The 16887-nt window shown below is 64.4% G+C and carries 10 protein-coding genes; 7 read left to right on the top strand and 3 right to left on the bottom strand.

What is annotated here, in order from left to right; translation table 11 throughout:
- Nucleotides 1–16 precede the first annotated feature (16 nt).
- The 4 genes from B4F07_RS08665 to B4F07_RS08650 all read left to right on the top strand — a co-directional run bounded on the left by B4F07_RS08665 (nucleotide 17) and on the right by B4F07_RS08650 (nucleotide 9873).
- Nucleotides 17–1471, top strand: a complete 1455-nt coding sequence (locus B4F07_RS08665; RefSeq protein WP_293701531.1) for a multiheme c-type cytochrome — start codon at nucleotides 17–19, stop codon at nucleotides 1469–1471.
- A 4-nt stretch (nucleotides 1472–1475) separates the two neighbouring features.
- The gene (locus B4F07_RS08660; RefSeq protein ID WP_293701534.1) at nucleotides 1476–3449 is read left to right on the top strand and encodes a heme-binding protein; all 1974 of its coding nucleotides are present in this window, start codon (nucleotides 1476–1478) and stop codon (nucleotides 3447–3449) included.
- A 161-nt stretch (nucleotides 3450–3610) separates the two neighbouring features.
- Nucleotides 3611–5545 (top strand): hypothetical protein, encoded by a 1935-nt coding sequence (locus B4F07_RS08655; RefSeq protein ID WP_293701537.1) that lies wholly within the window; start codon nucleotides 3611–3613, stop codon nucleotides 5543–5545.
- 5 nt (nucleotides 5546–5550) lie between these two features.
- Nucleotides 5551–9873 carry a hypothetical protein gene (locus B4F07_RS08650; protein WP_414711716.1) on the top strand — a complete coding sequence of 1441 codons (4323 nt, stop codon included), beginning with the start codon at nucleotides 5551–5553 and terminating at the stop codon, nucleotides 9871–9873.
- 107 nt (nucleotides 9874–9980) lie between these two features.
- On the opposite strand, the gene B4F07_RS08645 is transcribed toward B4F07_RS08650, so the two are convergent.
- Nucleotides 9981–12074 carry a RelA/SpoT family protein gene (locus B4F07_RS08645; RefSeq protein WP_293701539.1) on the bottom strand — a complete coding sequence of 698 codons (2094 nt, stop codon included), beginning with the start codon at nucleotides 12072–12074 and terminating at the stop codon, nucleotides 9981–9983.
- A gap of 268 nt (nucleotides 12075–12342) precedes the next feature.
- Here B4F07_RS08645 and B4F07_RS08640 point away from each other — a divergent pair, with 268 nt between their 5' ends.
- The 3 genes from B4F07_RS08640 (at nucleotide 12343) to B4F07_RS08630 (ending at nucleotide 14856) form a co-directional block, all read left to right on the top strand.
- Nucleotides 12343–12864: a winged helix-turn-helix transcriptional regulator gene (locus B4F07_RS08640; protein WP_293701542.1), complete on the top strand. Its 522-nt coding sequence runs from the start codon at nucleotides 12343–12345 to the stop codon at nucleotides 12862–12864.
- A 64-nt stretch (nucleotides 12865–12928) separates the two neighbouring features.
- Nucleotides 12929–14053 carry a sensor histidine kinase gene (locus tag B4F07_RS08635; RefSeq protein WP_293701544.1) on the top strand — a complete coding sequence of 375 codons (1125 nt, stop codon included), beginning with the start codon at nucleotides 12929–12931 and terminating at the stop codon, nucleotides 14051–14053.
- The gene (locus B4F07_RS08630) at nucleotides 14050–14856 is read left to right on the top strand and encodes a LytR/AlgR family response regulator transcription factor (protein ID WP_088440075.1); all 807 of its coding nucleotides are present in this window, start codon (nucleotides 14050–14052) and stop codon (nucleotides 14854–14856) included. Before B4F07_RS08635 ends, B4F07_RS08630 begins: the two co-directional genes overlap by 4 nt.
- Before the next feature lie 110 nt (nucleotides 14857–14966).
- Here the strand turns inward: B4F07_RS08630 and ribA are convergent, their stop codons facing one another.
- Complete coding sequence (ribA, locus tag B4F07_RS08625; RefSeq protein WP_293701550.1) at nucleotides 14967–16031, bottom strand: GTP cyclohydrolase II; 1065 nt, start codon at nucleotides 16029–16031, stop codon at nucleotides 14967–14969.
- Nucleotides 16028–16822, bottom strand: coding sequence for an exodeoxyribonuclease III (locus B4F07_RS08620; protein WP_293701553.1), 795 nt, complete (start codon nucleotides 16820–16822; stop codon nucleotides 16028–16030). The genes ribA and B4F07_RS08620 overlap by 4 nt, the downstream gene beginning before the upstream one ends.
- Nucleotides 16823–16887 lie beyond the last annotated feature (65 nt).

Raw genomic sequence — 16887 nt, 5'->3', positions numbered from 1 at the left:
AAAGGGGTATGCGCGAATGACGACGCACGCTGGGAAGGAGCGCGGCGATCGGCCTTGGGCGGCGTTAGCTGCGCTTGCTGCCTTGCTGTGCGCGCTTGCGATCGCGGCGTTTGTCTTCGCGTCCCCCGCCCGTTCGCAGGGCGAGCCCGCCGCGCGCTATACTGGCGTCGCTTCCTGCGCCGGATCGACCTGCCACGGCCGGATGGAAGGCGACGGGACCGTCGTGCGCCAGGACGAGCTGATGAAATGGCAGGAGCCCTCGACTCCCGGCGGCGCGCACAGCCGCGCGTGGGCAGTGCTCAGCAACAGCCGCAGCCAGTTCATCGCGCGCAATTTGGGGATCGGCGATCCGGCAACGGCGCAGATGTGCATCGGCTGTCACGCGACCGCGGGCGCGGTTGCCGCCAAGGGCGCGATGCGCGGCAGCGTGCCGACCGAGGACGGGGTCGGCTGCGAATCCTGCCACGGCCCCGCGGGCGGCTGGCTGGCCAGCCATTATGCCGGGGTCGGCACCAGCGCCAACCCCGATGCCGAAATGCGCCAGAAACATCTCGCCAATCTGGCGGCGGGGCTGAAAAAGCTGGAGGATCCGGTGGTGCGCGCCGGGGTGTGCGTCGACTGCCACTTCGGATCGGCGGCCGACGGCCAGTTTGTCACCCACCGCATCATGGCGGCGGGGCATCCGCGCATCGCCTTCGAGCTCGACCTCTTCTCGACCCTGCAGGCGCATCATCAGGAGGATGCCGATTATGGCTGGCGCAAGTTCGGTTCTGCGACCGGGCGCACCGACCATGTCCAGATGTGGGCGGTGGGACAGGCGACCGCGATCGAACGCAGCCTGACATTGTTCCAGTCGCGCCGCGGGACCGAGGGGATGTTCCCCGAATTCTATTTCCTCGACTGCCACAGCTGTCACCGCCGCATTTTCGATCAGGCGAAGCCGGTGCGGACCGGCGTCGACAATCCGGGGCGCCAGATTCCCGAGGGGATGCCGCCGTACAACGACGAAAATCTGATCATGCTCGCCGCTGCCGCGCGGTTGGCCGCCCCCGCGCTCGCCGACCAGCTCGCGGCGCGCACCGCGGCGTTCCACAAGGCGATGGCCACCGATCGCCCCAGCGCGGTCGCCGCCGCGGCGCAGCTGGCGCAGACGGTGGCGGCGCTCAAGAGCGCGTTCGCCGCGCGCAGCTTTTCGGGCACCGACGCCTTCGCCATGGTTGATGCGATCTCGGCCAAAGCGATCGGCGACCGCTTCACCGACTATTCGGGATCGCAGCAGGCGGTGATGGGGGTCGATACGCTGCTCAACGCGATGGTGTCGTCGGGGCGCGTGACGGTCGGCGCCGCGGCGGGAATCCGCGGCGATATCGACCGCGCCTATGCCGCGGTAAAGGATCCCAACGCTTACAAGCCCGCCGAATTCCAGGCATCCTTCGGCAGCGCCGTGCGCGCGATCCGGGCGCTGCGGTAAGATCATGCGGGGCAACCGCCATCTCTTCCGCTCGGCGGCCTTTGCCGCAATGGGGGCGCTACTGCTCTCGTCTTGCGGGGGTGGCGGGGGCGGCGGCAGTACGCCGACCCCCAGCCCGGCGCCCGCACCGACGCCGACCCCGACGGGCGGCCTCTACACCCCGCCCGCTGCCGAGGCGCTGACGACGACCGACGTCGAGCGTGTGCTGGCGCAGGCGATCGCCGAAGCGCAGGCGCGTGGCCTGCCCTCGGTGATCGCGGTGACCGACCGCGTCGGCAATGTGCTTGGCGTGTTCCGGATGACCGGCGCGCGCGCGACCGCGACGACGTCGGCAGCGCCGAACGGCGTGAACATCGACGCGCAGAATGTGACCTTCCCCGCCGAGGGCGGCGCGATCGCCAAGGCGTTGACCGGCGCTTACCTGTCGAGCGGCGGCAACGCCTTTTCGACCCGCACCGCCAGCCAGATCGTCCAGGAACATTTCCCGCCCGCGCCGACCACCGTCGGGCTGGAGAGCGGCCCGCTGTTCGGGGTGCAGTTCAGCCAGCTGCCGTGCAGCGATCTGTCGGCGCGTTTTGGCGCGGCGGGGGGCGCGGCGCTGATCGGCCCCAAACGCTCGCCGCTCGGCCTCGCCGCCGATCCAGGCGGGCTGCCGCTTTACAAAAATGGCGTATTGGTCGGCGGCATCGGGGTGATGGGCGACGGCGTCTACGGCAGCGACCCCAACATCCTCGACATCGACAACGACCCCGAGGAATTCATCGCGCTGGCGGGGACGCGCGGGTTCGAGGCACCCTCCACCATCACCGCCGACAAGATCACCGTCGATGGGACCAGCCTGCGCTTTTCCGACGCGACCTTTGCCGGGGTGCAAACCAGTGGCGGGGCGAGCTTTGCCAGCCTCAACGGCAGCGCGGGCAATCTGGTCGCGGTGATCGGCTATGCCAATGCCGCGGTCACCGCCGGCATCGCTTATGGCAGCGAAGCGTCGGGCATCCGAGCCGCAACGGCGGCCGAGTTTTCGAACCGCGACGCCTTTGTACTGACCAACGGCAGCGGTACCAACCGCTATCCGCTGCGCGCCGGGACCGACGGCGCGACCAACAGCGCGCCGCTGACGCAGGTCGAGGCGCGCGCGGTGCTCGAAGAAGCCTTTGCGGTGATGAGCCGCGCCCGCGCCCAGATCCGCCGTCCGCTCGACAGCCGCGCGCAGGTGACGATCAGCATCGTCGACACGCATGGGTCGGTGCTGGGAATTGTCCGCTCGCCTGACGCGCCGATTTTTGGCACCGACGTCAGCCTGCAAAAAGCGCGCACCGCCGCGTTCTTCTCGAGCGCGTTGGCCGCGACCGAGCTCAGCGCCAACGCCAGCGCCGACATCCGGCAGTTCGTTCCCGCGACGCGCAGCTTCCTGAACGACCCGGCGGCGCTGACCGGCACGGTCGCTTATGCCGACCGCGCGATCGGCAATTTGGCGCGGCCCTATTTCCCCGATGGCGAGGTCGGGCGCCCGAACGGGCCGTTGTCGCGCCCGATCGCACAGTTCAACCCTTTCTCGACCGGGCTGCAGTCGGCGCTGATCATCGGCAATCTCGGCGCCCATCTGGGGTTCGTTTCGGGCGCCAGTGCCAGCGACACCCCCGCGCGCTGTACCACCCTGCCCGACGTCGCGGCGGGACAAAACCGGCTGCAGAACGGCATCCAGATTTTCCCCGGTTCAGTCCCCATCTATCGCGGCAACCAGCTGGTCGGCGCGATCGGCGTGTCGGGCGATGGCATCGATCAGGACGACATGATCAGCTTCCTTGGCGCGCATAATGGCGGCGCGCGCGTCGGCGGTATCGGCAACGCGCCCAAAGCGATCCGTTCGGACAATGTCGTCGTCAACGTCGGCGCCGGGGTGCGGCTGCGCTACATCAGCTGCCCGTTCGCGCCGTTCCTCGACTCCGCCACCCAAAATGTCTGCGACGGGCTGTAGGCGATGACGCGGCTCCCGCCTTTATTGTCGCAGCGCCCCTGCGAAGGCAGGGGTCCATCTCCCACCGTTTCGATGTCAAACGAACGGCGGCTGAGATTCGACAGCGCCGATGATAGGCCCCTGCCTTCGCAGGGGCGCGGCGGCTGGCGGAGGCGAGGCTCATGAGCGCCCTCGGAAGTAGCCTGCTACCGATCATCGCGACGCTCGTGGCGCAAGGCACGCCAACGGGCGAGGTCACGCCGCCATCGCCCGCGGCGGACGAACCGCCCATCGCCGGGAATGCCGCGACCGCCGAACAGCCCGCCGATGAACTGATCCCGCCGCCGCCGCCTGTCGACTGGCAGGACATGATCAAGGACGATCTGGTCACCCAGATCATCGAGGGGCGTCGCCGCCCTGGCTATCGCCCCGACCTGCCCGATGCGTTGACGCAGGACAATGTCGGCGCGCTACGGCCGCCGCCGCCGCAGGCGTTTCCGGGGATGGAGGACCAGTTGCCGGTTCCCGACCGCTGGCGCCTGATCGAAAGCCTGGGGGTGGTCAAGGAACGCTGGTTCGATCCTTATCACCAGAACACCTACAAGGGTGACCGCGCGATCGACCGCAGCAAGGTGCCGTGGCTGCCGATCAAGGGCGACGACTGGTTCATCGTTGCCAATGCGGTGTCCGACACGGTGTTCGAACCGCGCACTTTTCCGATCCCGGTCGGGGTCCAGACAACCGAACGCCCGGGCAGTCTCGACGTGTTCGGCAAGGACCGCAGCTTTGTCTTTGCCCAGACCTTCATCGTCGGCGCGGCGCTGATCAAGGGGTCGACCGCGTTCAAGCCGCCCGACATCGAATATCGCGTCACCCTCGCCTATCAGGCCAATTATGTCGACGTCCCCGAACGGCGCGTGCTCGACGTGCGGCCGTCGAAGGCGAGCCATCGCTACGACTCGTTCCTGGGGGTGCAGGAATTGTTCGTCGACAAGCATCTCGGCAACACGTCGGACCGTTATGACTTCTATTCGGTGCGGCTGGGCATCCAGCCTTTCCAGAGCGATTTTCGCGGCTTCCTGTTCAACGACAGCCAGCTTGGGCTGCGTTTCTTCGGCAATCGCGACAACAACCGTTTCCAGTATAATTTCGCGGCCTTCTGGCGACTGGAAAAGGATACCAATTCGGGGCTCAACGACATCACCCAGACCCCGCGCGACGATTTTGTGCTGACCGCCAATCTTTATCGCCAGGATTTTCCGGTCGTCGGGCTGACCAGCCAAGTCAGCGTGACCTATAATATGAACCGCGAAAAGAACGACGTGCAGATCGACCATAACGGTTTCCCGGTGCGCCCGGCGCTGCTTGGCGACCTGCGCGGGCGCGAATATGATGTCGTCTATCTTGGGTATAGCGCCGACGGGCGGATCGGGCGGATCAACCTGACCGCCAGCTTTTACGCCGCACTCGGCGAAGACCGGAACAGCTTTTTCACCAGCAAACCGGCGCAGATCCGCGCGGGATTCGGCGCGGTCGAATTCAGCTACGACGTGGACTGGCTGCGCTTTCGCCTCTCGGGCCTTTACGCCACCGGCGACGGCGACCCGTATAATGACACCGAAGGCGGCTTCGACGCGATTTTCGAGAATCCGATCTTTGGCGGCGCCGACACCAGCTACTGGATCCGCCAGACGATCCCCTTCGCGGGCGGCGGGCGCGTCATTTCGATCAACGGCCGCAATGGCATATTGAATTCGCTGCGCTCGTCGAAGGAAGAGGGGCAGTCGAACTTCAACAATCCCGGCACGGTGTTTGTCGGGGTCGGCGCCGATTTCGACCTGACCCCCGAATTTCGCGTCAGTGTCAACGCCAACCACCTATGGTTCGAGAATACCTCGTCGTTGCAGGCACTACGCACCGAAGGCTCGATCCCCAAGGATATCGGCTTCGACCTGTCGGTGGCGACGATCTGGCGGCCCAAGGCGACGCAGAACATCGTCGGGCGGCTCAGCGGTGCGGTGCTGCTGCCCGGCAAGGGGTTCAAGGATCTGTTCGACAACAAGCAGCAGAACGACGCCTATGTGTCGATCCTCGCCAATGTGATTTTGAGTTTTTGATGATGATGCGCAAACTCTTCGCCCTGCTCGCCTTCGTCACGATGTGCGCCGCCTTTGGCGCCAGCGTCGGGCGCGCCGCCGAGGAAGAGAAGCCGCTCAAGATCACCTATCGCTTCACGCCGCCCGCGCCGCGTGAGCAGACCGAGGCCAATGTCAGCGCAAAGTCGGAGGGTTGCTATAGCTGCCACACGCGCACCGACCAGCCGTCGATGCACGCGACCCCGGCGGTGCGATTGGGCTGCACCGACTGCCACGGCGGCGACGCGAGCCAGATCGGCACCCCCTCGCTCGGCTATAAACATCCCACCAACAAGGCGGTGATGGCGCTTGCGCACCCGCAACCGACCTTGCCCGGCGCCTGGCACGACAGCTCGGCGAACCCGCAGCGCAGCTACACCTTGCTCAACAAGGAATCGCCCGAATTCATCCGCTTCGTGAACCCCAGCGATTACCGCGTCGCGCGCGAGGCGTGCGGTGCGTGCCACCTTGAGGTGATCGAGGCGACCGAACGCTCGCTGATGTCGACCTCGGCGATGCTGTGGGGCGGAGCCGCCTATAACAATGGCATCGTGCCGTATAAAAATTACGTGTTTGGAGAGGCCTACACGCGCACCGGCGAACCTGCCTGCATTCTTTCGCCCTCGTCGCGGCTGACGAAGGAAGAATATGCCGAGGCGTGCAAGCCGAGCTTCGGCTTCGACAAGATCCTGACCGACGAGGAAAAAAAGCGCGGTGCGCTGGCGAAGATGTATCCGCTGCCCCGCTGGAGCGTGATCCCGCCCGGCGACGTGTTCCGCGTCTTCGAGCGCGGCGGGCGCAATATCATCACGCAATTCCCCGAAATCGGCCTGCCCAATCCGAGTGGCAGCATCCAGCGACTGGAAGAACCCGGGCGTCCCGACCTGAAGCAATCGAACCGCGGCCCCGGCACCGGGCTGCGCGTCGCGATCCCGGTGCTCAACATTCACAAGACGCGCCTCAATGATCCGCTGATGTGGTTTATGGGGACGAACGACCAGCCGGGCGACTATCGCCATTCGGGCTGCTCGGGCTGCCACGTCGTCTATGCCAACGACCGCGAACCGCGCCACAGTCTGACCTATGCCAAATATGGCCGCGACGGCGAAACCGACACCGTCGACCCGACGATCCGCGAAAAATTATGGACCGGCGGCGGTTACGACGGGAGCAAGAAACCCGCGGGCGGCGGTCATTCGGACGCATCGCATATGGCGCCCGACGACGGCTTTGTCGGCGGGACCGGACATGGCGGCTTGATCGACCCTGCCGCCGCCACCGCCGGAGCCCCGCAGCGCGAACCGCGCCCGCGCCGCGAATCAGGGCATCCGATCAGCCACGCCTTCACCCGCGCGATCCCGACCTCGCAGTGCATGACGTGCCACATGCACCAGCCGAACATCTTCCTGAACTCGTACCTCGGCTACACGATGTGGGATTATGAATCCGACGCGCCGCAAATGTGGCCGGGCCCCGACAACACGGCGCCGCGTCCGCCAGGGATGAGCGACGAGGACTATCAGAAGAAATACAAGCAGCAGCGCTATCCGACTGCCGCCGAGGCCCACAAGGTGCTCGAACGCAATCCCGAGGCCGCGGCAACGCGCGGGCTGTGGGCCGATGTCGAATTCCTGCGCGACGTCTATGACGTCAACGACAGCAACAAGGACACGCAGTTCGCCGACTATCACGGCCATGGCTGGAATTTCCGCGGCATCTTCAAACGCGATCGCAATGGCAATCTGCTGAACGCCGAAGGCAATATGTCGACCTATGGCACCGATGCCGCGAACATCATCGATCCCAAGGATCCGGAAAAATGGCGCAAAAGCTGTAGCCATTACACCGATCCCAAGGAACGCGACCTCTGCCTGTCGAGTGCCGACCCCGGCAAACCGGGGGTCGAGGGCAAGTTTGTTCCGCCCGGCATCAACCCCGGCAAGTCGGTCCATATGATGGACATCCACGCCGAAAAGGGCATGCAATGCGCCGACTGCCATTTCGCGCAGGACAGCCACGGCAATGGCTATATCCAGGGCGAAGTCGCCAACGCGGTCGAAATCAGCTGCAAGGATTGCCACGGCACCGCCGATGCGTTCCCGAACCTGCTCACCTCGAACGTCGCGGCGCGCCCGAAGGGCAATAATCTCGCGCTGCTGCGCAACCCCGACGGACGCCGCCGTTTCGAATTCCAGTATAATGACGATGCCGAGGTGATCGGCCTGATCCAGCGTTCGATTGTCGATCCGAAACTCGAATGGCAGGTCAGTCTGGTCAGGCAGGCGGTAACCCCGGGGCCGCATTTCAATGCCAAGGCGGCACGCGCCAAGCTGATGGCGCGCGCGGGCAGCGACGACGGCAAGTTCGAGTGGGGGCCGGGTATCGCGAAGGAAGACCGCGCCCATGGCGACGACAAGCTGACCTGCTTTACCTGCCACCTGTCATGGACCACCAGCTGCGGCGGCTGCCATTTGCCGATCGAGGCGAACTGGAAAACCAAGATGCACCATTTCGAGGGCGAGGAGACGCGCAATTTCGCGACCTACAACCCGCAGGTCGCGCGCGACGAGATGTTCCAGCTTGGCCGTCACCAGCTGACCAAGCCCGGCGAGCCCGGCCCGAACGGCGAGGTGCGCGGCATCATCACGCCGGTGCGCTCGACCTCGGCGTTGATCCTGTCATCGACCAATATCAACCGCGAACGTATCTATGTGCAGCAGCCGCCGATCTCGTCGGCGGGCTATTCGAGCCAGGCCTTTGCGCCGCATTTCCCGCACACGGTGCGCCGCCAGGAAACCAAGCAGTGCAGCGACTGCCACGTGTCCGCCACCGACGATAATAATGCGATCATGTCGCAGCTGATGCTGCTCGGTACCAACTTCGTGAACTTCGTCGGCCTCAATGTCTGGTCGGGGATGGAGGATGGTTTCCAGGCGACGCGCGTCACCGAATGGGATGAACCGCAGGCGGTGATCGGCAGCTATCTGCACAAATATGGCTACCCCGATTACTGGCGGCTGCACGTCGACCAGAACGGCCGCGAGCTCAAGAATTGGGTGCGCGGCAAGATTTTCGACAAAAAGGGGTCGGGCGAGACGCAGGCGCTCGAGGAGTTCGCCAATATCGTCCAGGGGACCAGCGGGCGCGTGAACTGCCTGCAACAGCGCGGCGAATATATGTTTGTCGCCGAGGGGCGCGGTGGTTTCCGCATCTATGACGTCGCCTCGATCGGCAACAAGGGCTTCTCCGAACGCATCATCCGCGCTCCCTTCTCGGGGCTCGGCCATGACACCCATGTGAGAACGAAGAACGCGACCTGCATGGCGCTGGCGACGACGCAGCCGATCAGCGTCAGCCGCAACGAAGCGATCGTCCGCGACTTCCCCGAAAACCACGAGCAGGTGATGCACGACATCTATCGCTACGCCGTCATCACCGACAGCGTCGAGGGGCTGGTACTCGTCGATGTCGATACGCTCGCCGACGGCGAATTCCGCAACAACAAGCTGAAACGCGCGCTGACCTGGAACGAGGGCAATGTGCTCGCGGGCGCGCGGCACGTCACGCTCGCGGGCAGTATCGCCTACATCACCACCGACGCCGGACTGGTCGTCCTCGACCTCTCGACGCCGCTGGCACCCAAGGTCACGGCGCAATTGCCGCTGACTGATGCGCGCGCCAGCGCGGTGCAGTTCCGCTATCTGTGGGTCACCGATGCCGAGGGGGTGAAGCTGTTCGACGTCACTAGTCTCGCGGTGCCGGTCGCGGTGCCCGAAGGGACCGTTCGCCTCGCCAATGCCCGCAAAATCTACCTCGCGCGGACCTATATGTACGTCGCGGCCAAGCAGGATGGCCTCGTCATCGTCGATGTCACGCGCCCCGCGGCGCCGATCGTGTGGCCGGGACTGACCTTTGGCGGCACCATGACCGATGCTGAGGATGTCATCGTCGCCTCGACCAATGCGTCGCTGTTCGGTTATGTCGCCGACGGGCGCGGCGGGATCAAGGTGATCCAACTGACCAGCCCCGACAATCCGGGCCTCTATGGCTTCTCGCCCAAACCGACCCCCGAACTGATCGCCTGGGCCAAGACGCCGTCACCCGCGCTCGCGCTGTCGAAAGGGCTCGACCGTGATCGCGCGGTCGACGAGACCGGCGGCCAGATGGCGGTGTTCGGGCGGCTGGGCTCGCGGCCGTTCACCCGGCCCGAAATGGAGAAGCTGTTCCTGAACAGCAAAGGGCTGGTGTACAAGGTGCGTGACGAGGTGGATCAGGGCGCGTGGCGGCCGCCGTTGCTATCCGCGAACTAGCGGCCACCCAGCCCGTTCGTGTCGAGCGAAGTCGAGACACCCATCGCTCGCGCACGCCTTATGGGCATCTTGACTTCGCTCGATGCGAACGGGATTTTTGGGTTGGACTAAAGCCGCTCGGCCTGCACCACCGTGTCCGACGCGCGTAGCGCCGATAATATGCGCATCACATGATGGACGTCGCGCACTTCGACGACGACGTCATAGGTGTGGAAACCCCCCTCGCGGTTCGACAGCCGCAAATTGGTGATGTTCGCCGAATTAGCGGCGAGGATGCCCGACATTTCGGCGAGCGTGCCGGGTTCGTTGAGGATGACGATGCACAGCCGCGCGTTGCCGCCCTCGCTGTCCTCTTGCCACCTCAAGTCGATCCAGTCGGCATCGACCCCATCGGCGAGACTCGGGCAGTCGATGACATGCACCTCGATCCCTTCGCCCGGACGCGCCAGCCCGACGATGCGGTCGCCGGGGACGGGGTGGCAGCAATCGGCGAGCTGGTACGCGACGCCGGGGGTCAGACCGGCGATCGACACCGCGGCGCCCTGTCCAAACTTGCCGGGCTTGGCCTTCATCTCGGCGGTGATGCCGGGGACGAGGGCTTCGAGCACCATATTGTCGGTCAGCCGCTGCTTGGCGATCGCCACATACAGCGCGGCGTCGCTGTCGAGCTTGAGCCGGGTCAGCGCCGCGGCGCGCGCCTTGTCGCCGACCTTGTTCGGCAGGCGCGCGACGATTTCGTCGTACATCTTGCGGCCGAGTGCGGCGAGTTCGACCTTTTCCTTTGACCGCACATGGCGGCGGATCGCGGCGCGCGCCTTACCGGTGACCGCAAAGCCCAGCCAGGCTGGCTGCGGGGTCTGTTTGTCCGACGACAGGATTTCGACGGTGTCGCCGTTGTTGAGCTGGGTGCGGAGCGGCACCAGCCGCCCGTTGACCTTCGCGCCGACGGTGCGGTCGCCCAGCCCGGTGTGGACGGCATAGGCAAAATCGACCGGGGTCGCGCCCTTGGGCAGCTGGTGCAGGCTGCCCTTCGGGGTGAAGGCGAAGATGCGGTCCTGATACATCGCGATGCGCGTGTTTTCGAGGAACTCTTCGGGATCGTGCGTCTGCTCCAGAATTTCGATCAGGTCGCGAATCCACCCCGCCTGCCCGTCGGGGGCGGTGCCGCCCTGTTTATACGCCCAATGCGCGGCGAAACCGAACTCGGACTGCTGGTGCATGTCCAGACTGCGGATCTGGATTTCGATCCGCATATTCTGCTGGTGCATGATCGTCGTGTGCAGCGATTTATAGCCGTTGCGCTTGGGGGTCGAGATATAGTCCTTGAACCGGCCGGGGACCATTTTCCACTTGCGGTGGATCAGCCCGAGCGCCGCGTAGCAATCGGCGTCGGTCGGTGTGACGATGCGAAACGCGATGATGTCGGTGACCTGTTCGAAACTGACATGGCGTTCCTGCATCTTGCGCCAGATCGAATAGGGGTGCTTCTCGCGCCCCGACACTTCGGCCTCGATCCCCGCCCCGGCGAGCAGGTCCTTGAAATCGCGGCTGATCGCGGCGACCTTGTCCTTGCCCCCCGCGCTCAGCTTCGCGAGGCGGCCGGTGATCGTGGCATAGGCCTCGGGTTCAAGCTCGCTGAACGCCAGAAGCTGCATCTCGCGCATATATTCATACATGCCGATCCGCTCGGCGAGCGGGGCATAGATATCCATCGTCTCCTTGGCGATGCGCCGCCGTTTGTCGGGATTCTGGATGAAATGCAGCGTGCGCATATTGTGCAGCCGATCGGCGAGCTTGACCAGCAGCACCCGAATGTCGTCGGACATCGCGAGCAGGAATTTGCGCAGATTTTCGGCGGCGCGCTCATTTTCGGTCTGCGCTTCGATCTTGCTGAGTTTGGTCACCCCATCGACCAGCCGCGCGACGTCGGCGCCGAACAGCTGCTCTACCTCTTCGGGGGTAGCCAGCGTGTCTTCGAGCGTATCGTGGAGCAGCGCGGTGACGATCGTTTCGCAATCAAGGTGTAGGTCGGTCAAAATCCCCGCCACTTCGACCGGGTGGCTGAAATAGGGATCGCCCGAGGCGCGCTTCTGGCTGCCATGTTTCTGGACGGTAAACACATAGGCGCGATTGAGCAGCGCCTCGTCGCAGTCGGGATCATAAGCGCGCACGCGCTCGACAAGTTCATATTGTCTTAGCATCGCGTCCAATGTCGTTCATGTCGGCGCAATTGCAATGCGAAATGTGATTGCGCGGTTTGCGCGTGGCTTCGCAACTTTGATAACCGTGATCGGCAGCATTGGTTGTTGCGGGTAGCGAAGCGGGACGGCGCCGACACCGGGCTGGGTTTGCGCGCGCCGTTCAGCGGCTTGCCACCGTTTGCGTCGGCCAATCTATTGCGTTGCGAAATGCAACGAAGCCCCTATATTTTTTTGGCGCAGGGGTCGATTTTACGTTAGGGCATGGGTCATGGGAAAATTACGCGAACTGCTGAACGACATCGACGGGGGCAATTGCGCCCTGCCGCTGGCGCTGGAAGCGATGGGTGAACGCTGGTCGTTCATGATCCTGCGCGCAGCCTTTAACGGCGTGCATCATTTCGAGGAATTTCAGCAGGAATTGAACATCGCGCGCAATATCCTGTCGAACCGGCTGTCGCGACTGGTCGATCATGGCATCATGGCGCGCGAAGTGATGACCGAAGACCGCCGCAAGGTGCGTTACCAGCTGACCCAGAAAGGGATCGAACTGCTGCCGGCGATGATCGCGCTGCGCCAATGGGGCGAAAAATGGGGCGCGGGTGTGCCCTCGACCCCGGTACTTGTCGATGCGCGCGACGAACAGCCGATCGGACCGGTGACGCTGACCGCGCATGATGGCCGGGTGATCGGTTACAAGGAATTGTTGTGGAAGCATCGCGCCGAACTTCAACCCCTCGGTCAGGCCCGGGTGCGCGCCGAGGGTGGACTGGCGCCGGTGGCTGCCGAATGACTGGCCGCGCCGGGACGCATCTTCGCGCGCGAAGCCGCTGACCATCGCCACCTTACGGACCCCCATGCCGCTGTTTCGCCTGTCTTCGCCGGGGCCTTTTTTCGACAATAAGGTCCGCGCCTTCTGGAATCTGCAGATTCTGGGCTGGGCCGCCTGGCTCGGCCTGCGCGGGGTGTCGGGGCTCGCCAATGGCCAGCCGCTAACTTTCCTGATTCCGCAGACGATTTCGGCGATCACGGGCTTCTCGCTCTCGCTCATCCTCGCGGTGTGTTACCGCGCGCTGATCAGCCGCCGCCCGCTGCTGATGTGGGGGGTCAGTTTTGGCCTGTCGGGCATCGCCACGGCCTTATGGGCATTTATCGACGCCTGGGTTGCGCAGATCCAGAATCCGAACAGCGAGGCGGGGTTCACCAGCTTGCTCCTTGGCGCGGTCTATATCGATGCGACGTCGCTCGCGGCGTGGTCGGCGCTCTATTTCGCGATCAACTATTTTCTCCAGCTTGAGGAACAGAATGACCGCGTCATCCGGCTGGAGGCTCAGGCGGCGTCGGCGCAGCTTGCGATGCTGCGCTATCAGCTCAACCCGCATTTCCTGTTCAACACGCTGAACAGCATTTCGACGCTCGTGCTGCTCAAACAGACCGAGCCCGCCAATGCGATGCTGTCGCGGCTGTCGGCGTTCCTGCGCTACACCCTCGCCAACGAACCGACGGCGCAGGTCACGCTGGCGCAGGAGATCGAGACGCTGAAGCTCTATCTCGACATTGAAAAGATGCGCTTTGAAGAGCGATTGCGCCCGCATTTCGCAATCGATCCGGTGGTCGCGCGCGCCCGATTGCCCTCGCTGCTCCTGCAACCCCTGGTCGAAAACGCGATCAAATATGCGGTGACGCCACAGGAGGACGGCGCCGATATCACGATTTCTGCACAGCTGGCCGGTCAAAATGTTCGGATTATCGTGTCCGACACCGGCACGGGATTGCCAGCCGATGGCGGCGACCCCACCACCAGTCTTGCAACGGAATCGACCGGCGTGGGTTTAGCCAATATCAGGGACCGTCTGGCGCAGGCTTTCGGCGACCAGCACCGGTTCGATGCCCAACGCGGCGCTGACGGCGGATTCACGGTGGTTATCGAGTTTCCGTTTCAGCCCGATGGGCAAATGACGATTGGAACCGAACGGACATGACGATCAGAACCATCCTGGTGGATGATGAAAAACTGGCCACCCAAGGCCTGCAACTGCGGCTGGAGCCGCACACCGATGTCGAAATCGTCGACACCGCGCAAAATGGCCGCGAGGCGATCCGCAAGATCAAGACCCACAAACCCGACCTCGTTTTTCTCGACATCCAGATGCCGGGTTTCGATGGCTTTTCGGTAATTCAGGGATTGATGGAGGTCGAACCGCCCCTCGTCGTTTTCGTCACCGCCTACTCGGATCATGCGATCCGCGCCTTCGAAGCGCAGGCGGTCGATTATCTGGTCAAGCCGGTCGAACCCGAACGGCTCGCCGATGCGCTCGACCGGGTGCGCCAGCGCCTCACCGAAAAGCGTGGCGTGGCCGAGGTCGAACGACTGAAAACGGTGTTGGCCGAAGTCGCTCCCGACGCGGTCGACGATTATGACGCTGAAACACAGCCCGATGCGCACGCCGCCGACCGCTATGAAAAGATGATCAATATCAAGGACCGCGGCCAGATTTTTCGCGTCGACGTCGACAGCATCGAACGCATCGACGCCGCGGGCGATTATATGTGCATCTACACCGCCGACAACAGCCTGATCCTGCGCGAGACGATGAAGGATCTGGAAAAGCGGCTCGACCCGCGCAATTTCCAGCGCGTCCACCGCTCGACGATCGTCAATCTGTCACAGGTCAAGCAGGTCAAGCCGCACACCAATGGCGAATGTTTCCTGGTGCTCGGATCGGGCGCGCAGGTGAAGGTCAGCCGCAGCTACCGCGATGTGGTGGCGCGGTTCGTACATTAAGTCCTGCAATAAAAATCGACGTCATTGCGAGCGAAGCGAAGCAATCCAGAGCAGTTTACGCCGGGCTCTGGATTGCCGCGTCGCGTCGCTCCTCGCAATGACGAGGTCGGCTAAAGCTGGTGCCCCGTCCTGTCGCGCTTCGTCGCGAGATATTGCTCGTTAAACTTGTTGGTCGGCAATGCTAGCGGCAGTCGCTCGACCACCGGGACGCCTTCTTTTTCCAGCCGCGCGACCTTTTCGGGGTTGTTGGTCATCAACCGGATGCGCGGGATGTTGAGCAGTTCCAGCATCCGTCCCGCGATTGCAAAATCGCGCGCCTCGACCGGAAAACCCAGCCGCAGATTGGCATCGACGGTGTCATAGCCCTGATCCTGCAGCGCATAGGCGCGCAGCTTGTTGACCAGCCCGATCCCGCGCCCCTCTTGCCGCAGGTACAGCAGCACCCCCCACGGCGCATCAGCCATCGCGTGCAGCGCGGCGTGGAGCTGCGGCCCGCAATCGCATTTCAGGCTCCCCAGCACGTCGCCGGTCAGGCATTCGCTGTGCAGGCGCACCACCGGCGGATTTCCGTCGCGCTGGCCGATGACGAGCGCGATATGGTCCGACGCCTCGTCGGGCGAGCGAAAGGCGATGATTTCGGTGGTTTCGCTGGCCGCCACAGGCAGGCGCGCGCGTGCGGCGATCTGAAGGCGGGCCGGGTCCAGGAGCGCCGCAACATCGTCGGCGGTGCACCGTGTCTCCGCCTCGCCGACCGCTTCGCGCACAAAAAAGGCCGGGAGCAGGCCAGCGTGGCGCGCCATCGTCATCACGGCGGCGGCGGCGTCGTCACCGCCGGTCGGGATAGTACGAAACGGCCCTTTGAGCGGGTGGGCGAGGTCGAGCGCCGGGTCGGCTATCGCCAGCGCCGCGGTGACCGTGCTGGCGGCTGCGGCGAGGCGCACCGGACCCGGCGTCGCCGCGACGCGCTGGTTCGTCAGTTTCAGCGTCACCGCCCGTTCGCCCGACAGCAGGACATCGTGGCTGGCAAATTCGGTTAGCGCGTCGTCGCGCGCGCTTTCGACCGCAAGCAGGTCGAGCGTGCCCCCCGCACCTTCGACGCGAAAGGGCCAGCCGCGCCGCAGCGCGTCGATCGCGCGCGCGGCGCGGCGGGCGCCTCTATGGTCGGCGTCGCTCAAAAGGCAAATTCCGTCATCAGCGGAATATGATCCGATGGTCGTTCCCAGCTGCGCGCTGGCTGGACGATGCGGTGCGACACCGCCTTGTCGAGCAGGTCGGGGGTGACCCACATATGGTCGAGGCGGCGACCGCGGTTCGACGCCTCCCAATCCTTGGCGCGGTAACTCCACCAGGTGAACAAGGGCGTCGGCGCGGCAATGAAATGGCGACCGAGGTCGACCCAGTTCGACGCCGCCTGCAACCGCGCGAGCGTTTCGACTTCAATCGGGGTGTGGCTGACGACGTCGAGCAGCGCCTTGTGGTTCCACACGTCGCATTCGAGCGGGGCGACGTTGAAATCGCCGGTCAGCACGGTGGGGGTGCCGTTCAGCGCCCCGGACCATTCGGTCATCCGGCCAAAGAAATCGAGTTTCTGCCCGAATTTGGGGTTGAGATTACGATCAGGAATGTCGCCGCCCGCGGGGATATAGACATTGTCGAGCCGGACTCCCGCCGGCAATGTCACTCCGACGTGGCGCGCCTCGCCATTCGCCTGCCAGTCATATTTGCGGACGTCGGCCAGCGGCACCTTGCTGACGATCGCGACGCCATGGTGCATCCGCTGGCCGTGGGTGACAATGTGGGTGTAACCCAGCGCCCGGAACATCTCCTGCGGGAAGGTGCCGCATTCGACCTTGGTTTCCTGCAGGCACAGAATGTCGGGGGCTTCTTCGCGCAGGAATTTTTCGACAATGCCGATGCGGGCGCGGACGCTGTTGATATTCCACGAAGCGATGCTGGTGCGAGTCATGCGGTGGCTCTATCGGCGCCGCGCGCGCGGCGCAACGAGGATGCTTGGCGTGTGCCAGCGCCGGG

It is taken from the genome of Sphingopyxis sp. UBA6723 (assembly GCF_002454115.1).
Lineage (GTDB): Bacteria > Pseudomonadota > Alphaproteobacteria > Sphingomonadales > Sphingomonadaceae > Sphingopyxis.
Note: the sequence above shows the minus strand (reverse complement) of the source record. Positions and strands in the feature narration are given on the sequence as shown.